The sequence below is a fragment of the Kitasatospora sp. NA04385 genome, assembly GCF_013364235.1.
Lineage (GTDB): Bacteria > Actinomycetota > Actinomycetes > Streptomycetales > Streptomycetaceae > Kitasatospora.
Map to the genome: position 1 here is coordinate 1,996,304 of NZ_CP054919.1, position 18,090 is coordinate 2,014,393.

Below are 18,090 nucleotides of genomic sequence, written 5' to 3' on the forward strand. Positions count from 1 at the left end.
AGCATCCGCTCATCGGGACGGAGCCCGGAATTCCGGCCTCCACCTGGGGTTTTCGACCATGATGTGAGATCAACATCCGCCGTGGTCATAACAAGAGAATCACAGCCTCCCCCGCCCCTCTGCCCGAGTCGGCAGCGGCGGTCTAGAGTCACGCCCAGTTACCGCTCCGTCCGGTTTTCGGGCTGGGCCGTCGCGATCCGGCACCGCCAGCCCTGTGCGCGTGTCCTCCAGATCCAGAAGGAGACCCTCGTCGTGCGAAAGAGCTCACTTCTCGCCGTGACCATTGCAGTGACCGCGGCGCTCACCCTGTCCGCCTGCGGTTCGCGCGGCGGCAAGTCCGACTCCGGCGCGGACAACGCGAGCGGCGACGGCAAGTCCGCCGTCAAGGTGGTGATCGGCGTCGACGCGCCGATCAGCGGCAGCCTGTCGGCGCTGGGCCTGGGCATCCGGAACTCGGTGGAGCTGGCGACCAAGCAGGCCAACGAGAAGAACTACGTCCCCGGCGTGACGTTCTCCATCGACGCCAAGGACGACCAGGCCAACCCGACCACCGGCAAGCAGAACGCCACCGCGCTGGTCGACAGCAAGGGCGTCGTCGGCGTGGTCGGCCCGCTCAACTCCAGCGTCTCGCTGACCATGCAGAAGGTCTTCGACGACGCCAAGCTGGCCCAGGTCTCGCCGGCCAACACCAGCCCCGACCTGTCGCTGGGCCCGGACTGGGGCAGCGGCAAGTTCGTCCGCCAGTACCAGTCGTACTTCCGCACCGCCACCACCGACGTGGTGCAGGGCAAGTTCGCCGCCCAGTACCTGTACAACGACGCCAAGAAGACCAAGGTCTACGTCGTCGACGACAAGAAGACCTACGGCGCGGGCCTGGCCGCCATCTTCGCGGACGAGTTCAAGAAGCTCGGCGGCACCGTGGTCGGCACCGACCACATCAACCCGGGCGACAAGGACTTCTCCGCCATCGCCACCAAGGTCGCGGGCGCCGGCGCCGACGCGGTCTACTACGGCGGCGAGTACCCGGACGCCGGCCCGCTCAGCGACCAGCTGAAGAAGGGCGGCGCGAAGGTCCCGCTGTTCGGCGGCGACGGCATCTACGACCCGGAGTTCATCAAGCTCGCCAACGGCAACGGCGAGGGCGACCTGGCCACCTCGGTCGGCGTCCCGGTCGAGGAGCTGGACACCGCCAAGGAGTTCGTCGCCAACTACGCCGCGGCCAGCTACAAGGACCCGTACGCGGCGTACGGCGGCTACTCGTACGACGCCGCCTGGTCGATCATCGAGGCGGTCAAGGCCGCGGTCGAGCACAACGGCGGCAAGGTGCCGTCCGACCTGCGCACCAAGGTGCTGGGCGAGCTCGGCAAGGTGAAGTTCACCGGCGTCACCGGCCCGGTCGCCTTCGACGAGTACGGCGACACCACCAACAAGCAGCTGACCGTGTACAGCGTCCAGGACGGCGCGTGGAAGAAGGTCAAGAGCGGTACCTACAGCGGCTGATCCGCACCGCACCACCCCCCGCAAGAGACAGCCGTGTCGGCGGAGGGCACCACGAGTGCCCTCCGCCTCCTCGTACCCCCCTATCCACGGAGGCCCGCGGTGCACGAACTGCCGCAAAACCTGGCCAACGGACTGATGCTCGGCCTGATGTACGGCCTGATCGCCATCGGCTACACGATGGTCTACGGCATCGTCCAGCTCATCAACTTCGCCCACGGCGAGATCTTCATGATCGGCGGCTTCGGCGCGCTGACCGCCTACGCGGCGCTGCCGCACGGCACCTCCCTCTGGCTGGCCCTGCCGGTCATGATCCTCGGCGGTGTGATCGCCTCCGTGCTCACCGCCACCGCCGCCGAGCGGTTCGCCTACCGGCCCCTGCGCACCGCGCCCCGGCTGGCGCCGCTGATCACCGCGATCGGCCTGTCGATCGCGCTGCAGCAGGTGGTGTGGGCGTTCTACCCGAACGGCAAGAAGGCGCTGTCCTTCCCGCAGTTCGCCGGCGACCCGATCGGCCTGGGCTCCTTCCACCTCCAGCGCAACGACCTGTTCCTGCTGGTGGCGGCGCCGCTGTGCATGCTGGTGCTGGCCGCCTTCGTGCGGCTGACCCGCACCGGCCGGGCCATGCAGGCCACCGCGCAGGACCCGGACACCGCCAAGCTGATGGGCATCGACACCGACCGGATCATCGTGGTCGCGTTCGCGCTGGGCGCGGGCTTCGCGGCCGTCGCGGCGGTCGCGCACGGGCTGCGCTACGGCCAGGTCGACTTCGCGATGGGCTTCCTGGCCGGCCTGAAGGCGTTCACCGCCGCCGTGCTGGGCGGCATCGGCAACATCTACGGCGCGATGCTGGGCGGCCTGGTGCTCGGCGTGGCCGAGTCGATGGCCACCGCGTACGTGCAGGACGTCCCGGGCATGCACCAGCTCGGCGGCGGCGCCTGGGCCAACGTGTGGGCGTTCGTGCTGCTGATCGTGGTCCTGCTGGTGCGGCCGCAGGGCCTGCTCGGCGAGCGCGTCGCGGATCGGGTGTGAGGACGATGAACGAGACCACCCACGAGACCACCCGGGTCCTGCCGCTGCCCGCCCTCCCCGCGCTCGGCGCGGTGGTGGCCGGCGGGGTGCTGGCCGCCGCCTCCTCGGCGATGTCCTGGACCTGGACGGCGGACTTCCCCGGCGACCTGACGTACTACGCCTCCCCGGCCGGCCTGCAGTGGCTGGCGCTGGTCGGCGGCGTGCTGACCGCGCTGCTGGCGCTGGCCCGGCACGGACTGCGGGGCCTGCGCTGGCTGAACCCGTCGGGCAGCGCCAACGGCGTGCTGTTCGCCGCGCTCGGCACCCTCGCGGTGTGCTGGTACTCGGCGGGCGCCATCGCCGTCGAGCTGGACGGCCTGGTCAACCTGGACCCGGGCGGCTGGCTGGCCGCGGTCGGCTCGCTGCTCGCCGTCGTCGGCGCGCTCGGCCTGCCGCTGGACCGCCGGCGCACCGTCCGCCACCCCGAGCTGCACTGGGGCCTGTACGCGGCCCTGGTGGTCTCCGTGGTGCTGCGGGTCGGCTTCGGCCAGGGCTGGGCGCTGCACGCGGTGCCGCCCGGCATCCGGCCGGTCTTCACCGAGAACCTGTGGTTCTTCGTCGCCCTGCCCGCGGCCATCGCGCTGCTGCGGCTGTGGCGGCTGCTGGACGGCTGGCTGCGGATCGGCCGGATCGAGCGCCCGCTGCCCGCCGCCCGGGCGCTGCCCGGCTGGGCGGAGATCCTGGTGGTGACCGCGGTGTTCGCGGTGGGCCTGGGCGTGGTCGAGTTCGGCGTCTCCACCGAGTACGGGGAGCTGTTCATCGGCTTCCTGCTGCTGACCGCCTTCGGCACCGCGGCGCTGCTGGCGTCCGGCGCGGTGGGCCGGCTGCGCGAACTGACCTCCCGGCACCGGGCGGTGACCACGGGCGCGGCGTTCGCCGCGGCGGGCGCGTTCCCGTTCACCCAGAGCAGCGAGACGTACGTGCTGATCGGCACCAACATCCTGATCTTCGCGACGGTCGCGCTCGGCCTGAACGTGGTGGTCGGCCTGGCGGGCCTGCTGGACCTCGGCTACGTGGCCTTCCTGGGCGTGGGCGCCTACGCGGCCGCGCTGGTGTCGGGGTCGAGGTTCTCGGTCTTCCGGGACCTGCACCTGCCGTTCCCGGTGGCGGTGCTGATCGGCGCGCTGGCGGCGCTGGTGTTCGGCGTGGTGATCGGCGCCCCGACGCTGCGGCTGCGCGGCGACTACCTGGCGATCGTGACGCTGGGCTTCGGTGAGATCTTCCGGATCGCGATGAACAACCTGGACGGCACGTCGGGCCCGAGCCTGACCAACGGCCCGAACGGCATCGCGGCGATCCCGGACGTCAGCCTGTTCGGCTTCGACTTCGGCGAGGCGCACGACTTCGGGCTGCTGCACCTGGGCAAGAACGGCAACTACCTGCTGCTGATGCTGGTGGCCACCGCGATCGTGGTGACGGTGTTCGGACGGGTGGCCAACTCCCGGATCGGCCGGGCCTGGGTGGCGATCCGGGAGGACGAGACGGCGGCCGAGGCGATGGGCATCAACGGCTTCCGGGTGAAGCTGATCGCCTTCGCGCTGGGCGCGACCCTGGCGGGCCTGGCCGGTGCGGTGCAGGCGCACGTGTCCGGCGCGATCTCGCCCGACCAGTACCTGTTCAGCGGGCCGACGCCGCCCAACTCGGCGTTCCTGCTGGCCGCGGTGATCCTCGGCGGCATGGGCACCATCAGCGGCCCGCTGGTGGGCGCGGCGCTGCTGTTCCTGATCCCGGCGAAGCTGGAGTTCCTGCAGCAGTACCAGCTGCTGGCGTTCGGCACGGCGCTGGTCCTGCTGATGCGCTTCCGCCCGGAGGGCCTGATCGCGGGCCGCCGGCAGCAGTTGGAGTTCCACGAGGCGCAGCTGCCCGCGCAGGCCGCCCCGATCGACGACGTACCGACCAAGACGGGGGCGTGAGCGCCGTGACCACCGACACCGCCCCCGCCGCCGTCCCGGCGTCCGGACCGCCCGCCGCCCCCGTGCTGGAGGCCTCCGGCGTGGTGATGCGCTTCGGCGGCCTGACCGCCGTGAACGACGTCGACCTGACGGTCCGCCAGGGCGAGATCGTCGGCCTGATCGGCCCGAACGGCGCCGGGAAGACGACCTTCTTCAACTGCCTGACCGGGCTGTACGTCCCGACCGAGGGCACCGTGACGTACAAGGGCACGGTGCTGCCGCCGAAGCCGCACCTGGTGACCCAGGCGGGCATCGCCCGCACCTTCCAGAACATCCGGCTGTTCGCCAACATGACGGCGCTGGAGAACGTCCTGGTGGGGCGGCACACCCGCACCGAGGAGGGGCTGTTCTCGGCGATCCTGCGCGGCCCGCGCTACCGGCGGGCCGAGGCGGAGAGCCGGGAGCGGGCCCGGGAGCTGCTGGAGTTCTGCGGCCTCGGCGCGAAGGCCGACCACCTGGCCCGCAACCTGCCGTACGGCGAGCAGCGGAAGCTGGAGATCGCCCGGGCGCTGGCGTCCGAGCCGGGCCTGCTGCTGCTGGACGAGCCGACGGCGGGCATGAACCCGCAGGAGACCCGGGCCGCCGAGGAGCTGGTGTTCGCGATCCGGGACCTGGGGATCGCGGTGCTGGTGATCGAGCACGACATGAAGTTCATCTTCAACCTGTGCGACCGCACCGCGGTGCTGGTGCAGGGCCGGAAGATCGTCGAGGGCGACCGGGAGACCGTCCAGAACGACGAGCGGGTGGTCGCCGCGTACCTGGGCGCCCCGCTCGAAGGAACCACCGCAGCTCAGGAGGACGGCCAGTGACCGCTCTGCTGGAGGTCGAGGACCTCCGTGTCGCCTACGGCAAGATCGAGGCCGTCAAGGGCATCTCGTTCACGGTCGCGGAGGGCGAGGTCACCACCCTGATCGGCACCAACGGCGCCGGCAAGACCACCACCCTGCGCACCCTGTCCGGGCTGCTGCGGCCGACCTCGGGCAAGGTCCTGTTCCGGGGCGCGGCGATCGACACCGTGCCCGCGCACCGGATCGTCGCGCTCGGCCTGGCGCACTCCCCCGAGGGCCGGCACATCTTCCCCCGGATGACCATCGAGGAGAACCTGCTGCTCGGCGCGTTCCTGCGCCGGGACGCGGCGGGCATCGCCGAGGACGTGGAGCGGGCCTGCACGCTCTTCCCGATCCTGGCCGAGCGCCGCAAGCAGGCCGCGGGCACCCTCTCCGGCGGCGAGCAGCAGATGCTGGCGATGGGGCGGGCGCTGATGTCCCGGCCCAAGCTGCTGATGCTGGACGAGCCGTCGATGGGCCTGTCGCCGCTGATGATGCAGAAGATCATGGCGACCATCGTGGAGCTGAAGGCCGCGGGCACCACCATCCTGCTGGTGGAGCAGAACGCGCAGGCCGCCCTCTCGCTCTCGGACCGGGCGTACGTGATGACCACCGGCCGGATCACCCTGTCGGGCACCGGCACGGAGCTGCTGCACGACGAGTCGGTGCGCCGCCAGTACCTCGGCGAGGACTGACCGCGCGCGTGCCGGTGCCCCCGTCCTCGGCCGAGGACGGGGGCACCGGCACGCGCGGCGGGGGCGGGGCTCAGCCCTCGGCGGCCTCGGCCTTCTTGCGGTCCTGGGCGGCGCCCTCCTCGATCACGGCCTCGGCGACCGCGGCCATGGTCATCCGGCGGTCCATCGAGGTCTTCTGGATCCAGCGGAACGCGGCGGGCTCGTTCAGGCCGAACTTGGTCTGCAGCACGCTCTTGGCGCGGTCGACCAGCTTGCGGGTCTCCAGCCGCTGCGAGAGGTCCGCGATCTCCTGCTCCAGGGTGCGCATCTCGGTGTAGCGGGAGACCGCCATCTCGATCGCCGGCACCAGGTCGCTCTTGCTGAACGGCTTGACGATGTACGCCATCGCGCCGGCGTCCCGGGCCCGGTCGACCAGCTCGCGCTGGGAGAACGCGGTGAGCATCAGCACCGGGGCGAGGTGCTGCTCGTGGATCCGCTCGGCGGCCGAGAGGCCGTCCAGGACGGGCATCTTCACGTCCAGGATGGCGAGGTCGGGCTTGAGCTCCTCGACCAGCCTGACCGCCGTCTCGCCGTCTCCGGCCTCACCGACGACGGTGTAGCCCTCCTCCTCCAGCATCTCCTTGAGGTCGAGGCGGATCAGTGCCTCGTCCTCGGCGATGACGATTCGGGTGATCTGGGGCGGGTCGGTGTCAAGCGGCTGGGCCTGCTCGTCGGCGGTGCTCACGGGGCTCCTCGGTCCGGCGGGGTGCTGCATGCATGAGCCTACCCAGACACGGTATGTTTGGTTCACCACGGGTGGGGGGTCCGGCCTCCGATCCGCTGGGCCCCGATAGCCCAATCGGCAGAGGCAACGGTCTCAAACACCGTCCGGTGTGGGTTCGAATCCCACTCGGGGCACGTGCTCCGCTCCGGTTCCGAGGCCACCCGGCCTCGGAACCGTTCTGCGTTCCGCGCCCGGCGGGGGCCGGTCTCACCCGGCGACCAGCGTGAGCACCTCCGGGTCCTCCGGGTCCTCGCGGTCCGCCGCCTCCAGGGTGTACGTACCGGCGGTGTCGCCGTAGAAGTCGAACCAGGCCGCCAGGTTCACCCGGCCGCTCGGGTCGGGGTAGGGGGTGGCCCCGATCGGCAGGCTGGGGGCGATCCGCCGTCCGTCGGGCAGGGTCAGGTGCAGCAGCAGGCTGTCGCCGGTGGTGCCGGGCGGGGCCTCGAACAGGATCTGCGCGGTGTGCTGACCGGGCTTCAGGGCGCGCAGCGGGCGCGGGACGACCGGGACGGTGCCGAGCACGACGGTGGCCGCGGGGCCGGTGTCGCCGGTGCAGTCCGCGCGCAGCCGGGCGGCGGCCAGGGTGAGCCGGTAGCGGCCGGTGTGCACGGTCTGGGTGGAGGCGCGCAGCGGGACGGGGCGCAGGTCGGTGGGGTCCTGGCCGGACCGGGTGCCGATCGGGAGCACCGCGCGGGCCGCGCCGGGGGCGGTGAGCACCAGAGCGAGGCGGTCGGGGTCGAGCGGCTGCCCGGGGGTGCCGACGTCCTGCACGGTGGCGGTCAGCGAGGCCCGGCCGTAGGGCGGCGGGGTCATCTCCAGCGCGCCGCTGACGGCGACGCCGTCGGACTCCAGGGTGGCCCTGGGCGGTGCGGCGGCGACCGGCACCGGTGACTCGACGACGACGCCGAGGACGAGTTCGACCGCGGTGCGGCCGTCCGGCTGCCGGGTGGTGGTCACCTCGGTGAGCCGGTAGGAGCTGCTGCCCCACCAGGCGGTCCGGTCGACCGCGACGGTGCGGGCGGGCGGTTCGGCCGGGCCGGACTCCACCGCCCGCAGGGTGTCCGCGCCGAAGGGGGTGCAGCCCGCGGTGAGGACGGCCGCGGCGCAGAGCACGGCGGTGCGGCGGCGGCGTATCAAACTGCGTCTTCCCCCTGGTCCCCGGGTGCGGCCCCGACCCCCGGAACCCCACCCGGGGCATGCTACCGACAACCCGTCAGGGCGCGGAGCGGCGGGCCTGACAGGCCGTCGGACGGCCGCGCGGCCGGGGCCCGTTCCGGGCCGGGGCCGCGCGGCGCGGGCGTCAGTTGTCCAGCTCGCCGACGTGGTGGACGCGCACCAGGTTGGTGGAGCCGGCCAGGCCGGGCGGGGAGCCGGCGGTGATGATCACGACGTCGCCGGGCTTGCAGCGGCCCAGGCTCAGCAGCGCGGAGTCGACCTGGGCGACCAGTTCGTCGGTGGTGGTGACGAACGGGCCGAGGAAGGTCTCCACGCCCCAGGTCAGCGCCAACTGGCTGCGCACGGCGGGCTCGTAGGTGAACGCCAGCACCGGGATCGGCGAGCGGTAGCGGGTCAGCCGGCGGGCGGTGTCGCCGCTCTGGGTGAACGCGATCAGGTACTTGGCGTCCAGGAAGTCGCCGATCTCGGCGGCGGCCCGGGCGACCGCGCCGCCCTGGGTGCGGGGCTTGCTGCTGGCGGTGAGCGCGGGCAGGCCGGCGGCGAGGACGTCCTCCTCGGCGGCCGCCACGATCCGGGCCATCGTCTTGACCGTCTCGACCGGGTACTTGCCGACCGAGGTCTCGCCGGAGAGCATCACCGCGTCGGTGCCGTCCAGCACCGCGTTGGCGACGTCGGAGGCCTCGGCGCGGGTCGGCCGGGAGGCGTTGATCATCGAGTCCAGCATCTGGGTGGCGACGATGACCGGCTTGGCGTTGCGCTTGGCCAGCTTGACGGCGCGCTTCTGGACGATCGGCACCTGCTCCAGCGGGAGTTCGACGCCCAGGTCGCCGCGGGCGACCATGATGCCGTCGAAGGCGTCCACGATGGACTCCAGGTTCTCCACCGCCTGCGGCTTCTCGATCTTGGCGATGACCGGGATCCGGCGGCCCTCCTCGGCCATGATCCGGTGCACCTCCTCGACGTCCCGCCCGCTGCGCACGAACGACAGCGCGATGATGTCGGCCCCGGTCCGCAGGGCCCAGCGCAGGTCCTCGACGTCCTTGTCGGAGAGCGCGGGCACCGAGACGGCGACGCCGGGGAGATTGAGGCCCTTGTGGTCGGAGACCAGGCCGCCCTCGATGACGATGCAGTGCACCCGGGGGCCCTCGACGTGGGTGACCTCCAGGCAGACCCGGCCGTCGTCGACCAGGATCCGCTCGCCGCGCGAGACGTCCGCGGCCAGGCCCTTGTACGTGGTGCCGCAGATCTCGCGGTCCCCGGGGACGTCGTCGACGGTGATGGTGAACTCGTCCCCGCGTTCCAGCAGGACGGGCCCGTCGGCGAAGGTGCCCAGCCGGATCTTCGGGCCCTGGAGGTCGGCGAGCACACCGACGCTGCGGCCCGACTCGTCCGAGGCCTTGCGGACCCGGTGGTAACGATCCTCGTGCTCCGCGTGGGAGCCGTGGCTGAGGTTCAGTCGGGCGATGTCCATGCCCGCGTCGACCAGGGCCTTGATCTGGTCGTACGAGTCGGCGGCAGGCCCGAGAGTACAAACGATTTTTGCTCGGCGCATACAGCAGAGCCTAGGCATTACCGGGTCGTAACAGCGCTGTTCCGGCCAGTCCTCCCATGGCAGTTGGCGAAAGATTTGGTGAACGGGCCCGCAGCGCGCGGCGGGTGGCGCGCGGGGTGAGCGCCCGGGGCCCGGATTGACGCACGCGCGTGCGGCCGGGCGGGCCGCGTCACGCGGAGGTCACCCACGTCTCACCTGTTGGATGGCCGGAGGGTCTGGCCCCGGCGGCCGGAAAGCGGCAGACTGCCAGACGCGTTTTCTACGCGCGTCACCACGGGTGGCGGGGTGTCACCTGCCCCGGCCCGGACGCCCGCTGACCGCCCGTACCGCCCGACTTGGAGTCCTCGATGCCCCTGAACCGCCGTGACTTCGTCACCCGCTCCGCCGCCACCGCGGCCGGCGCCGCCCTGGCCGGCGGCCTCGCGGCCGCCCCCGCCGCCGCCGCGGACCACGACCGGGACGACGCCCGCGGCAAGGGGCCCACCCCGTTCAAGGCCGCCTTCACCGTGATGGGCACCACCGACCTGCACGGCCACGTCCTCAACTGGGAGTACTTCACCGACTCCGAGTACGACGACGCCGCCCACAACGACGTCGGCCTGGCCAAGATCTCCACCCTGGTCGAGCAGGTCCGCCGGGAGAAGGGCCGCGGCCGCACCCTGCTGATCGACGCCGGCGACACCATCCAGGGCACCCAGCTCTCCTACTACTTCGCCCGGATCGAGCCGATCACCGGCAAGAAGGCCCCGCGCCACCCGATGGCCAGCGCGATGAACGCCATCGGCTACGACGCCGCCGCGCTCGGCAACCACGAGTTCAACTACGGCATCCCGCTGCTGCGCGCCTACCAGGACCAGCTGCACTTCCCGCTGCTGGGCGCCAACGCGGTCGACGCCAAGAGCGAGAAGCCGGCCTTCCCGCCGTACGTCATCCGCGAGCTGCACCTCGGCCACGGCCGCCCGCTCCGGGTCGGCATCCTCGGCCTGACCAACCCCGGCATCGCCATCTGGGACAAGGGCAACGTGCAGGGCAAGCTGGCCTTCCCGGGCATCCCGGAGATCGCCGCCAAGTGGGTCCCCAAGGTGCGCGCGGCCGGCGCCGACGTGGTCGTGCTCACCGCGCACACCGGCGTGGACGGCGGCTCCTCCTGGGGCGACCAGCTGCCCTACTCGGAGAACGCGGGCGCCGAGACCGCCGCGACCGTGCCCGGCATCGACGCGATCCTGGTCGGCCACGCCCACAAGGAGGTCCCGCAGCGGATCGTGGTCAACGAGAAGACCGGCAAGAACGTCGTGCTCTCCGAGCCCGCGCTCTGGGGCGAGCGGCTGACCTGCTTCGACTTCGAGGTCGAGTTCGCCCGCGGCCGGTGGAGCGTCACCGGCGTCAGCGCCCGGCTGCTGAACTCCAACACCGTCGCCGAGGACCCGAAGATCGTCAAGCTGGTCAAGGACCAGCACCAGAAGGTCGTCGCCTACGTCAACCAGGTCATCGGCACCTGCAAGGAGACCCTCTCCATCGCCGAGTCCCGGTTCAAGGACACCCCGATCATCGACCTGATCGGCCGGGTCCAGGCCGACGCGGTGCGCGAGGCGCTGGCCGGCGGCCAGTACGCCGCGCTGCCGGTGCTCGCCCAGGCCGCGCCGTTCAACCGCACCGCGGTCATCCCGGCCGGCGAGGTCAAGCTGCGCGACGCGGCCGGGCTGTACATCTACGAGAACACCCTGGAGGCCCGGATCCTGACCGGCGCCCAGCTCAAGGACTACCTGGAGTACTCCGCCAAGTACTACGCCCAGGTCGCCCCCGGCGCCCCGATCGACCCGGCCACCCTGACCAACCAGGCCGACAACACCCCCGACTACAACTACGACTCGATCTACGGCCTGTCCTACGACATCGACATCGCACAGCCGGTCGGCAGCCGGATCGTCAACCTGTCGCACCAGGGCGCGGCGGTCGACCCGGCGGCGACGTTCGTCCTCGCCGTCAACAACTACCGCGCCGCCGGCGGCGGCAACTTCCCGCACGTCGCCGCCGCCCAGCAGGTGTGGGCGAACTCCGACGAGATCCGCAACACGATGATCGCCTGGGTGAAGGCCAAGGGCGTCATCGACCCGGCCGACTTCTCCGGCGGCGCCAACGGCAGCTGGCGCCTGGTCCGGGCCGGCGTCCCGGTCTTCTAGCACCCGACGCTCCGTCGAACCGTCCGGGCCGCCCGGGGACCGCTCCCCGGGCGGCCCGCGCCGCACCGGGAACCGGCCGCCGCCCGGCCCCGTCCAAGCCCCGTCCGGCCGTCGGCGCCGGGACCACACGCCCGGGGGGACGACGGAAGATGCGCGTACGGACAGCACTGGCGGCGGGCGCGGCGGCGGCCCTGCTGCTCACCGGGTGCGCGAGCCACCCGGTCGGCGGCGGCGACGGCAAGGCCGCGCCCGCCACGACCGTCCCGGCCGGGCCGGAGCCGCGGCCCGCGAGCGGCGCGGCCGCCGAGCGGGCGGCGGAGGTGGCCGCGGCCTGGCCCGGCTCCGACCTCCGGCAGGCGTGGGAGCACGGCTACTACCCGGTCGAGGACACCACCGAGTGGCTGCCCTCCGACGCCTTCCACAGCGGCGCCGACAAGGCCGCCTACGACGGCCACCGGTTCGACCTGGAGGCCGCCCTGCCGGTCTCCGTCTCCGGGCTCACCGAGGTCCGGTTCGCCGACGGCTCCGCCCTCACCCTCCCGCAGCGCTCCGCCCGGGCCGCCTTCGACGCGATCCCGGGCGGCGCCCCCGGCTGCGCCGGGGCGTGCCCCGCGCTCACCGTCACCGCCGTCCGCCCCGGCACCCGCGAGGTCGCCACCAGCCGGGGCCCGGCCACCGTCCCGGTCTGGGAGTTCACCGTCGCGGGCTACGCCGAACCGTTCCGCTACCCCGCCGTCCTCCCGCAGGCCGGCCGGTCCCTCCCCCGTCCCGGGCCCACCGAGGCCGGCCCGTGGAGCGCCGACGGCACCCCCGCGTCCCTGTCCGCGGTCTCCCCCGACGGCCTGCTGCTCACCGGGTACGTCCCCTCCGGCTGCGCCGCGGTCGACCCCGGCAGCGTCTACGAGACCGACCTGGTGGTCGTCCTGATCGGGCACACCACCCCGCGCCGGACCGCCCCCGGCGAGGCGTGCCCGGCGAGCCGGGGCGCCGCCCCGGTCGAGTTCCGGCTCGCCCGCCCGCTCGGCACCCGGGTCGTGCTCGGCCTCGCCGACGGCCTGCCGCAACTGCCGCAGCCGGCCCGGCCCTGAGCGGACGCGGGGGAGGGGGCCGGACGCCGGGGCGTCCGGCCCCCTCCCCCGCGGCTCAGAACGGGAAGCGCGAGCGCCCGTGCTGGATCGATATCCACTTCACCGTGGTGAACGCGTCCACGCTGGTGTCGCCGTTCAACCGCCCGACGCCGGAGCCCTTCTCGCCGCCGAACGGCACGATCGGCTCGTCCGCGATCGTCCCGTCGTTGACGTGGATCATGCCGGTGTCGATCCGCTGCGCGAAGCGCACGCCGCGCTCGGTGTTCGCGGTGTGCACCGCGCCGGACAGGCCGAAGGGCGTGTCGTTGGCGATCCGGACGGCCTCGTCCTCACCGTCGAAGGGGATCAGCAGCGCGACCGGGCCGAACACCTCGCGGCGCAGGATCGGGTCCCCGGCGGGGATGTCGGTGAGGACGGTCGGGCGGACCAGGGTGCCGACGGTCGAACCGTGCAGCAGGGCACGGGCCCCGGCCGCCACCGCGCGGTCGACCTCGGCGGTGATCGCCTCGGCCTGGTTGGAGTTGATGAGCGGGCCGAGCTGGGTGGCGGGGTCGCCGGGGTCGCCGACCGACAGCGCGGCGACCTTGGCGGTGAACTTCTCGCTGAACTCGGCGAACAGCGCCCGGTCGACCAGGATCCGGTTGGCGGCCATGCAGATCTGGCCCTGGTGGACGAAGCGGCTGGCGACGGCGGCGTCCACCGCGTAGTCGAGGTCGGCGTCGTCGAGCACCACCAGCGCGCTGTTGCCGCCGAGTTCGAGGACGGTGCGCTTGAGCTGGCCGGCGGCGACGGCGGCGACGTGCCGCCCGACCGCGTCGGAGCCGGTGAAGGCGATCACCTTGGGCACGGGGTGCTCGATGAACGCGTCGCCGATCTCGGCGATGTCGGTGAGGACGACGTTCAGCAGGCCGGCCGGCAGCCCGGCCTCCTCGAAGACCTTGGCGATCAGGGTGCCGCCGGCCACCGGGGCGTCCTGGTGCGGCTTGAGGACGACCGCGTTGCCGAGGGCGAGCGCCGGGGCGACGGCCTTGAGCGAGAGGAAGACCGGGGCGTTGAACGGGCTGATCACGCCGACCACGCCGACCGGCAGCCGGTAGAGGCGGTTCTCCTTGCCGGGCACCGGCGAGGGCAGGATCCGCCCCTCGGCGCGCAGCGCCAGCGAACCGGCCTCCCGCAGCATGTCCTTGACCAGCGAGAGTTCGAAGGCGGACTTCATCAGGGTGCCGCCGAGCTCGGCGGTCATCACCTGGAGGATCTCCGCCTCGCGCTCCTCGACCACCCGCAGCGCCCGTTCGAAGACCAGGCGGCGCTCGTACGGGCTGGTGGCCGCCCAGGCGGGCTGGGCGCGTTCGGCGGCGCGGTAGGCCTGGTCGATCTCCTCGGCGGTGGCGACCGTGAACGAGGCGAGCTTCTCCCCGCTGAAGGGGTCCAGGTCCACGATGTCCCAGGAGCCGGTGCCGGGCCGCCACCTGCCGTCGATGTACTGCTGGGCGAGTTCCGCGATCAAGGACATCCGATCCCCTTCGGCGCTGGCGTACACCTACTGACGGATCATCATCTTAATTGGGTGTCAGGTGCCCCGGAGGATCTCCGCGAGAAGTCCCCTGGTCTCCTCCTCGCCCAGCGCCGCCGCCGACACCCGCTCCAGCGCCGTCGCGTACTCGGCCACCTCGGCCGGTTTGTCCAGGTACAGCGCGGTGGTGAACTGCTCGACGTAGACCACGTCCGCCAAGTCCGGCTCGGGGAAGCACAGCACGCTGAACGCCCCGCTGTCGGCGGCCAGCGCGCCCATCCCCAGCGGCAGCACCCGCAGGCTGATGGTCGGGCGCAGCGACAGCTCCGACAGCCGGCGCAGCTGGGCCCGCATCACCTCCGGCCCGCCGCACGGGCGGCGCAGCGCCGTCTCGTCGACGATCAGCTCCAGCCGGGCCGTCGCCCCCTCGGCGAGGAAGCGCTGCTGGCGGCGCAGCCGGACCGCGGCCCGGCGCCCGATCTCCTCGTCGGACGCGGCGGGGCTGCCGGCCCGCATCACCGCGTGCACGTACTCGGGGGTCTGCAGCAGGCCGGGGACGAACTGCACCTCGTAGCTGCGGACCAGGTTGGCCGCGTCCTCCAGGTTGAGGTACGTCTGGAACCAGCCGGGCACGACGTCCCCGTAACCGTGCCACCAGGACGGGGCGTTGGTGCCGCCGACCAGGCCGAGCAGGGCGGTGCGGGACTCCTCGTCGTCGACGCCGTAGAGCGTCAGCAGGTCCGCCACGTCGCGCTGCTTGAAGCCGACCCGGCCGAGCTCCATCCGGCTGATCTTCGACTCCGAGGCCCGGATCGAGTAGCCGGCGTCCTCCCGGGTCACGCCGCGGGCCTCGCGCAGGCGCCGCAGCTGGGCGCCCAACTGGATGCGACGCGCGGTCGCACCGCTGCCCGTCTGCAGGCCCGTCATGCAAATCCTCCGCCCGGGAACGCCAAGTGGACCTCGTGGGAAGCAGTCTGCCACTGGGCGGCGACACTCCGCGAGGTCCTTCCGGCATTTGGCCAATCCGTTGTACTGCCGCGGGTTTCGACTCCGCTCAGGACAGCGCGGGCAGGACCTCCGCGAGGTCGGTCCGGGAGCTCACCCCGAGCTTCGGGTAGGCCTTGTACAGGTGGTGCCCGACGGTGCGGGCGCTCAGGAACAGCTGCGCGGCGATGTCCCGGTTGGACAGGCCCTGCGCGGCCAGCCGGACGATCTGCGACTCCTGCGGGGTCAGCCCGGCCACCGTCCGGGCCGGGCCGGCGGCGGCGGGCGCGCCGGTGGCGGCCAGCTCCAGCCGGGCCCGCTCGGCCCAGGGCTCGGCGCCCAGTCGGCGCAGCTCCAGCTCGGCGGAGCGCAGCGGCCCCCTGGCCTCGGCCCGGCGGCGGACCCGGCGCAGCCACTCGCCGTACAGCAGCTCGGTGCGGGCCTGCTCCCAGGGGCGGGGCTGTTCGGCGTGCCGGGCCAGCGCCCGCAGGTAGAGGTCCCCGGCGAGCTCGTCGGGGGCGAGCAGCGCGTGGCAGCGGTCCACCAGGGCGCGGGCCCAGGGCCGGCCGGAGCGCCGCGCCCACCGCTCGAAGCGGGCCAGCGGCTCGGCGCACTCCTCGCCGCGGCGCAGCCGGACCGCGGCCTCCACCAGGTCGGGCACCGCGCGGACCGCGGAGACCTGGTAGCCGTGCGCGCCGCCGGTGAGCGCGGCCAACTGCCCGTGGGCGTCCTCGGCCCGGCCCGCGCCGAGGTCGAGCAGGCCGAGCGCCCAGCGGGCCCAGGGGATGCCGGCGCCGCCCCGGGCGAAGGCCGCGGCGGCCTGCTCCCGGCAGGGCCCGGCCTCGCCGCGGACGGCCGCCAGGTGGGCCAGGAAGCCGTGCAGCTGGCCGGTCCACAGCGGCTGCCCGCTGTCCCGGGCCAGCCGCAGCGCCTCGGCGGCGTGGTCGGCGGCCGACGCGGGCCGGCCGTCGAAGAGTTCGGCCTCGGCGAGGAAGAACAGCAGGGTGGGCAGCGTCCCGAAGGCGCCGCTCTCGCGGGCCTCGCGGACCAGGCGGCGGGAGAGGTCCAGCACCTCGGCGTCGTGGCCCGGCACCAGCCCGGCCCCGCAGGGCAGCACCAGGTCGACGGGCACGGCCGCGCCGGCCGCCCGGGCCGCCCGCTCCGCCTCGAGCAGCGAGGAACCGTTCACGCCGTCCGGGCCGTTCACGCCGTCCACGCCGTCCGGGCCGTCCGCACCGCCCAGTGCGGCGGCCAGGTAGCGGACGACCGGGCCGAGCGGGTCGCCGTCCGGCAGCGGGAGCGCGGCCAGCGCCGCCAGGGCCCGCCGCACGGCCGGGAGTTCGTCGTACCAGGCGACGTGCACGGCCTGCACCAGGACGCGGGCGGCCGGGCCGGGGTGCTCGCGCGCGACCAGGGCGGCGGCGTCGGTCAGCCGCCGGTGCGCGGAGCGGTTCTCGCCGCGCCAGAACTCGGCCACCCCGCGGGCGAACAGCAGGTGCGCCCGGGTGACCGGGTCGGCGTCGGGGCGGTCGGCGGCGCGGGCCAGCCGCTCGGCCCGCTCCACCTCGCCCGCCTCCAGCGCGGCCTCCACCGCCGCCACCGTCCAGCGGCGGGCGAGCACGGGGTCGGGGCTGAGCCGGGCGGCCCGCTCGTACGCGGCGCAGGCGCCCTGGTGGCCGCCGCGGGCGGCGACGGTGGCGGCGGCCGCCGCGAGGTCGGCGGCGGCCTCCGCGTCCGGCCCGGTGGCGGCCAGCGCCCGGTGCCAGGCGCGCCGCAGCGGCTCGCCGGGCCCGTACGCGGCGGCCAGCGCCCGGTGCGCGGCCAGCCGGTCCGCGAGCGGCGCCCGGTCGACCAGGGCGGAGCGCAGCAGCGGGTGCCGGAACCGCGTCCGGCCCGCGGCCAGGTCGACCCGCACCAGGCCCTGGGCCTCGGCGGGGGCCAGGTCCGCGACGTCGAGTCCGCTCTCCGCGGCGGCCCGCAGCAGCACCTCCGTCCCGCCGGTCTCCTCCAGCGCGGCCAGCAGCAGCCAGCGCTGGGTGCGGCCGGGCAGCCGGCTGACCTGGCCGTGGTAGGCGAGCCGCAGCCGCCCGTCGGGCGGCAGGGCGCCGGCGCCGTCGCCCTGCGGGAGTTCGCGCAGGGCCAGCGGGTTGCCCCGGGCGGCGGCCAGCACCCGGGCGGGGTCGGCGAGTTCGGGGACGAGGTGGGCCAGCAGGGCGGCCGCGTCGGGGTCGGCGAGCGGCGCCACCCGCAGGTCGGGCAGCCCGGTGGGGTCCGGCCCGTCCTCCCGGGTGGCCAGCAGCAGCGCGACGCGCTCCGCGCCCAGCCGGCGGGCGGCGAGCCGCAGCGCCGCGGCGGACTCCGGGTCGGCCCACTGCTCGTCGTCCAGCAGGACCAGCACCGGCTGCCGCTCGGCGAGGTCGCCGAGCATGGTCAGCAGCGCCAGGCCGACCAGCAGCCGGTCGCCCGGCGGGCCGTCCGCCAGCCCCAGCGTCCGTTCCAGCGCGGCGCGTTGCGGCCCGGGCAGGCCGCCGGTCCGCTCCAGCACGGGGGCCAGCAGCTGGCTGAGCACCGCGTACGGCAGCCGGGCCTCCGACTCCACCCCGGCGGCCCGCAGCACCCGCCACCCGGCGGCCGCACCGGCCGCCGCCTCCAGCAGCGCGCTCTTGCCGATGCCCGGCTCGCCGCGCAGCACCAGCGCCCCGGCCCGCCCGCCGTCGGCCTCCGCGAGCAGCCGGTCGACCGCCGCCCGTTCCGTCCCCCGTCCGTACAGCATGGGTCGACCCTACCTATCC

13 protein-coding genes and 1 tRNA gene are annotated in these 18,090 nt (G+C 73.8%); 8 read left to right on the forward strand and 6 right to left on the reverse strand.

Annotated features, from left to right (window positions below; genetic code table 11):
- The first annotated feature begins 252 nt into the window (after positions 1–252).
- The 5 genes from HUT16_RS08655 to HUT16_RS08675 all read left to right on the forward strand — a co-directional run bounded on the left by HUT16_RS08655 (position 253) and on the right by HUT16_RS08675 (position 6,042).
- Positions 253–1,500, forward strand: coding sequence for a branched-chain amino acid ABC transporter substrate-binding protein (locus HUT16_RS08655; protein WP_176187041.1), 1,248 nt, complete (start codon positions 253–255; stop codon positions 1,498–1,500).
- A 99-nt stretch (positions 1,501–1,599) separates the two neighbouring features.
- Positions 1,600–2,529 carry a branched-chain amino acid ABC transporter permease gene (locus HUT16_RS08660; RefSeq protein ID WP_176187043.1) on the forward strand — a complete coding sequence of 310 codons (930 nt, stop codon included), beginning with the start codon at positions 1,600–1,602 and terminating at the stop codon, positions 2,527–2,529.
- Between the two features lie 5 nt (positions 2,530–2,534).
- Positions 2,535–4,481, forward strand: coding sequence for a branched-chain amino acid ABC transporter permease (locus HUT16_RS08665; RefSeq protein WP_176187044.1), 1,947 nt, complete (start codon positions 2,535–2,537; stop codon positions 4,479–4,481).
- A gap of 86 nt (positions 4,482–4,567) precedes the next feature.
- Entirely contained in the window at positions 4,568–5,329 is a 762-nt protein-coding gene (locus tag HUT16_RS08670; RefSeq protein ID WP_254898270.1) for an ABC transporter ATP-binding protein, read from the forward strand.
- A complete protein-coding gene (locus tag HUT16_RS08675; RefSeq protein WP_176187046.1) occupies positions 5,326–6,042 on the forward strand; it encodes an ABC transporter ATP-binding protein in 717 nt (238 codons plus the stop codon). The genes HUT16_RS08670 and HUT16_RS08675 overlap by 4 nt, the downstream gene beginning before the upstream one ends.
- A 70-nt stretch (positions 6,043–6,112) precedes the next feature.
- On the opposite strand, the gene HUT16_RS08680 is transcribed toward HUT16_RS08675, so the two are convergent.
- Positions 6,113–6,766: an ANTAR domain-containing response regulator gene (locus tag HUT16_RS08680; protein WP_176187048.1), complete on the reverse strand. Its 654-nt coding sequence runs from the start codon at positions 6,764–6,766 to the stop codon at positions 6,113–6,115.
- A 99-nt stretch (positions 6,767–6,865) separates the two neighbouring features.
- Between HUT16_RS08680 and HUT16_RS08685 the strand changes: the two genes are divergently transcribed.
- Positions 6,866–6,939, forward strand: a tRNA-Leu gene (locus tag HUT16_RS08685).
- Positions 6,940–7,012: 73 nt separating this feature from the next.
- Here HUT16_RS08685 and HUT16_RS08690 read toward each other — a convergent pair.
- The gene (locus HUT16_RS08690; RefSeq protein ID WP_176187050.1) at positions 7,013–7,942 is read right to left on the reverse strand and encodes a hypothetical protein; all 930 of its coding nucleotides are present in this window, start codon (positions 7,940–7,942) and stop codon (positions 7,013–7,015) included.
- 163 nt (positions 7,943–8,105) lie between these two features.
- Positions 8,106–9,533, reverse strand: coding sequence for a pyruvate kinase (pyk, locus tag HUT16_RS08695; RefSeq protein WP_176187052.1), 1,428 nt, complete (start codon positions 9,531–9,533; stop codon positions 8,106–8,108).
- A gap of 347 nt (positions 9,534–9,880) precedes the next feature.
- On the opposite strand from pyk, the gene HUT16_RS08700 reads away from it, so the two are divergent.
- Together HUT16_RS08700 and HUT16_RS08705 are read left to right on the forward strand one after the other, a co-directional pair.
- Positions 9,881–11,713, forward strand: coding sequence for a bifunctional UDP-sugar hydrolase/5'-nucleotidase (locus HUT16_RS08700; protein WP_176187054.1), 1,833 nt, complete (start codon positions 9,881–9,883; stop codon positions 11,711–11,713).
- A gap of 149 nt (positions 11,714–11,862) precedes the next feature.
- Complete coding sequence (locus tag HUT16_RS08705) at positions 11,863–12,801, forward strand: hypothetical protein (protein ID WP_176187055.1); 939 nt, start codon at positions 11,863–11,865, stop codon at positions 12,799–12,801.
- Between the two features lie 55 nt (positions 12,802–12,856).
- On the opposite strand, the gene HUT16_RS08710 is transcribed toward HUT16_RS08705, so the two are convergent.
- The 3 genes from HUT16_RS08710 to HUT16_RS39175 all read right to left on the reverse strand — a co-directional run bounded on the left by HUT16_RS08710 (position 12,857) and on the right by HUT16_RS39175 (position 18,071).
- Positions 12,857–14,314 carry an aldehyde dehydrogenase family protein gene (locus HUT16_RS08710; protein WP_176187057.1) on the reverse strand — a complete coding sequence of 486 codons (1,458 nt, stop codon included), beginning with the start codon at positions 14,312–14,314 and terminating at the stop codon, positions 12,857–12,859.
- A 57-nt stretch (positions 14,315–14,371) separates the two neighbouring features.
- Complete coding sequence (locus HUT16_RS08715; protein ID WP_176187058.1) at positions 14,372–15,241, reverse strand: helix-turn-helix transcriptional regulator; 870 nt, start codon at positions 15,239–15,241, stop codon at positions 14,372–14,374.
- A 127-nt stretch (positions 15,242–15,368) separates the two neighbouring features.
- Positions 15,369–18,071 carry a LuxR family transcriptional regulator gene (locus tag HUT16_RS39175; protein WP_176187060.1) on the reverse strand — a complete coding sequence of 901 codons (2,703 nt, stop codon included), beginning with the start codon at positions 18,069–18,071 and terminating at the stop codon, positions 15,369–15,371.
- Positions 18,072–18,090: the final 19 nt, after the last annotated feature.

Coding starts and splice junctions, on each gene's coding strand:
- pyk (WP_176187052.1), bottom strand. CDS start 9,533: ATGCGCCGAGCAAAAATCGTTTGTACTCTCGGGCCTGCCGCCGACTCG.
- HUT16_RS08700 (WP_176187054.1), top strand. CDS start 9,881: ATGCCCCTGAACCGCCGTGACTTCGTCACCCGCTCCGCCGCCACCGCG.
- HUT16_RS08715 (WP_176187058.1), bottom strand. CDS start 15,241: ATGACGGGCCTGCAGACGGGCAGCGGTGCGACCGCGCGTCGCATCCAG.
- HUT16_RS08705 (WP_176187055.1), top strand. CDS start 11,863: ATGCGCGTACGGACAGCACTGGCGGCGGGCGCGGCGGCGGCCCTGCTG.
- HUT16_RS08665 (WP_176187044.1), top strand. CDS start 2,535: ATGAACGAGACCACCCACGAGACCACCCGGGTCCTGCCGCTGCCCGCC.
- HUT16_RS39175 (WP_176187060.1), bottom strand. CDS start 18,071: ATGCTGTACGGACGGGGGACGGAACGGGCGGCGGTCGACCGGCTGCTC.
- HUT16_RS08710 (WP_176187057.1), bottom strand. CDS start 14,314: ATGTCCTTGATCGCGGAACTCGCCCAGCAGTACATCGACGGCAGGTGG.
- HUT16_RS08670 (WP_254898270.1), top strand. CDS start 4,568: ATGCGCTTCGGCGGCCTGACCGCCGTGAACGACGTCGACCTGACGGTC.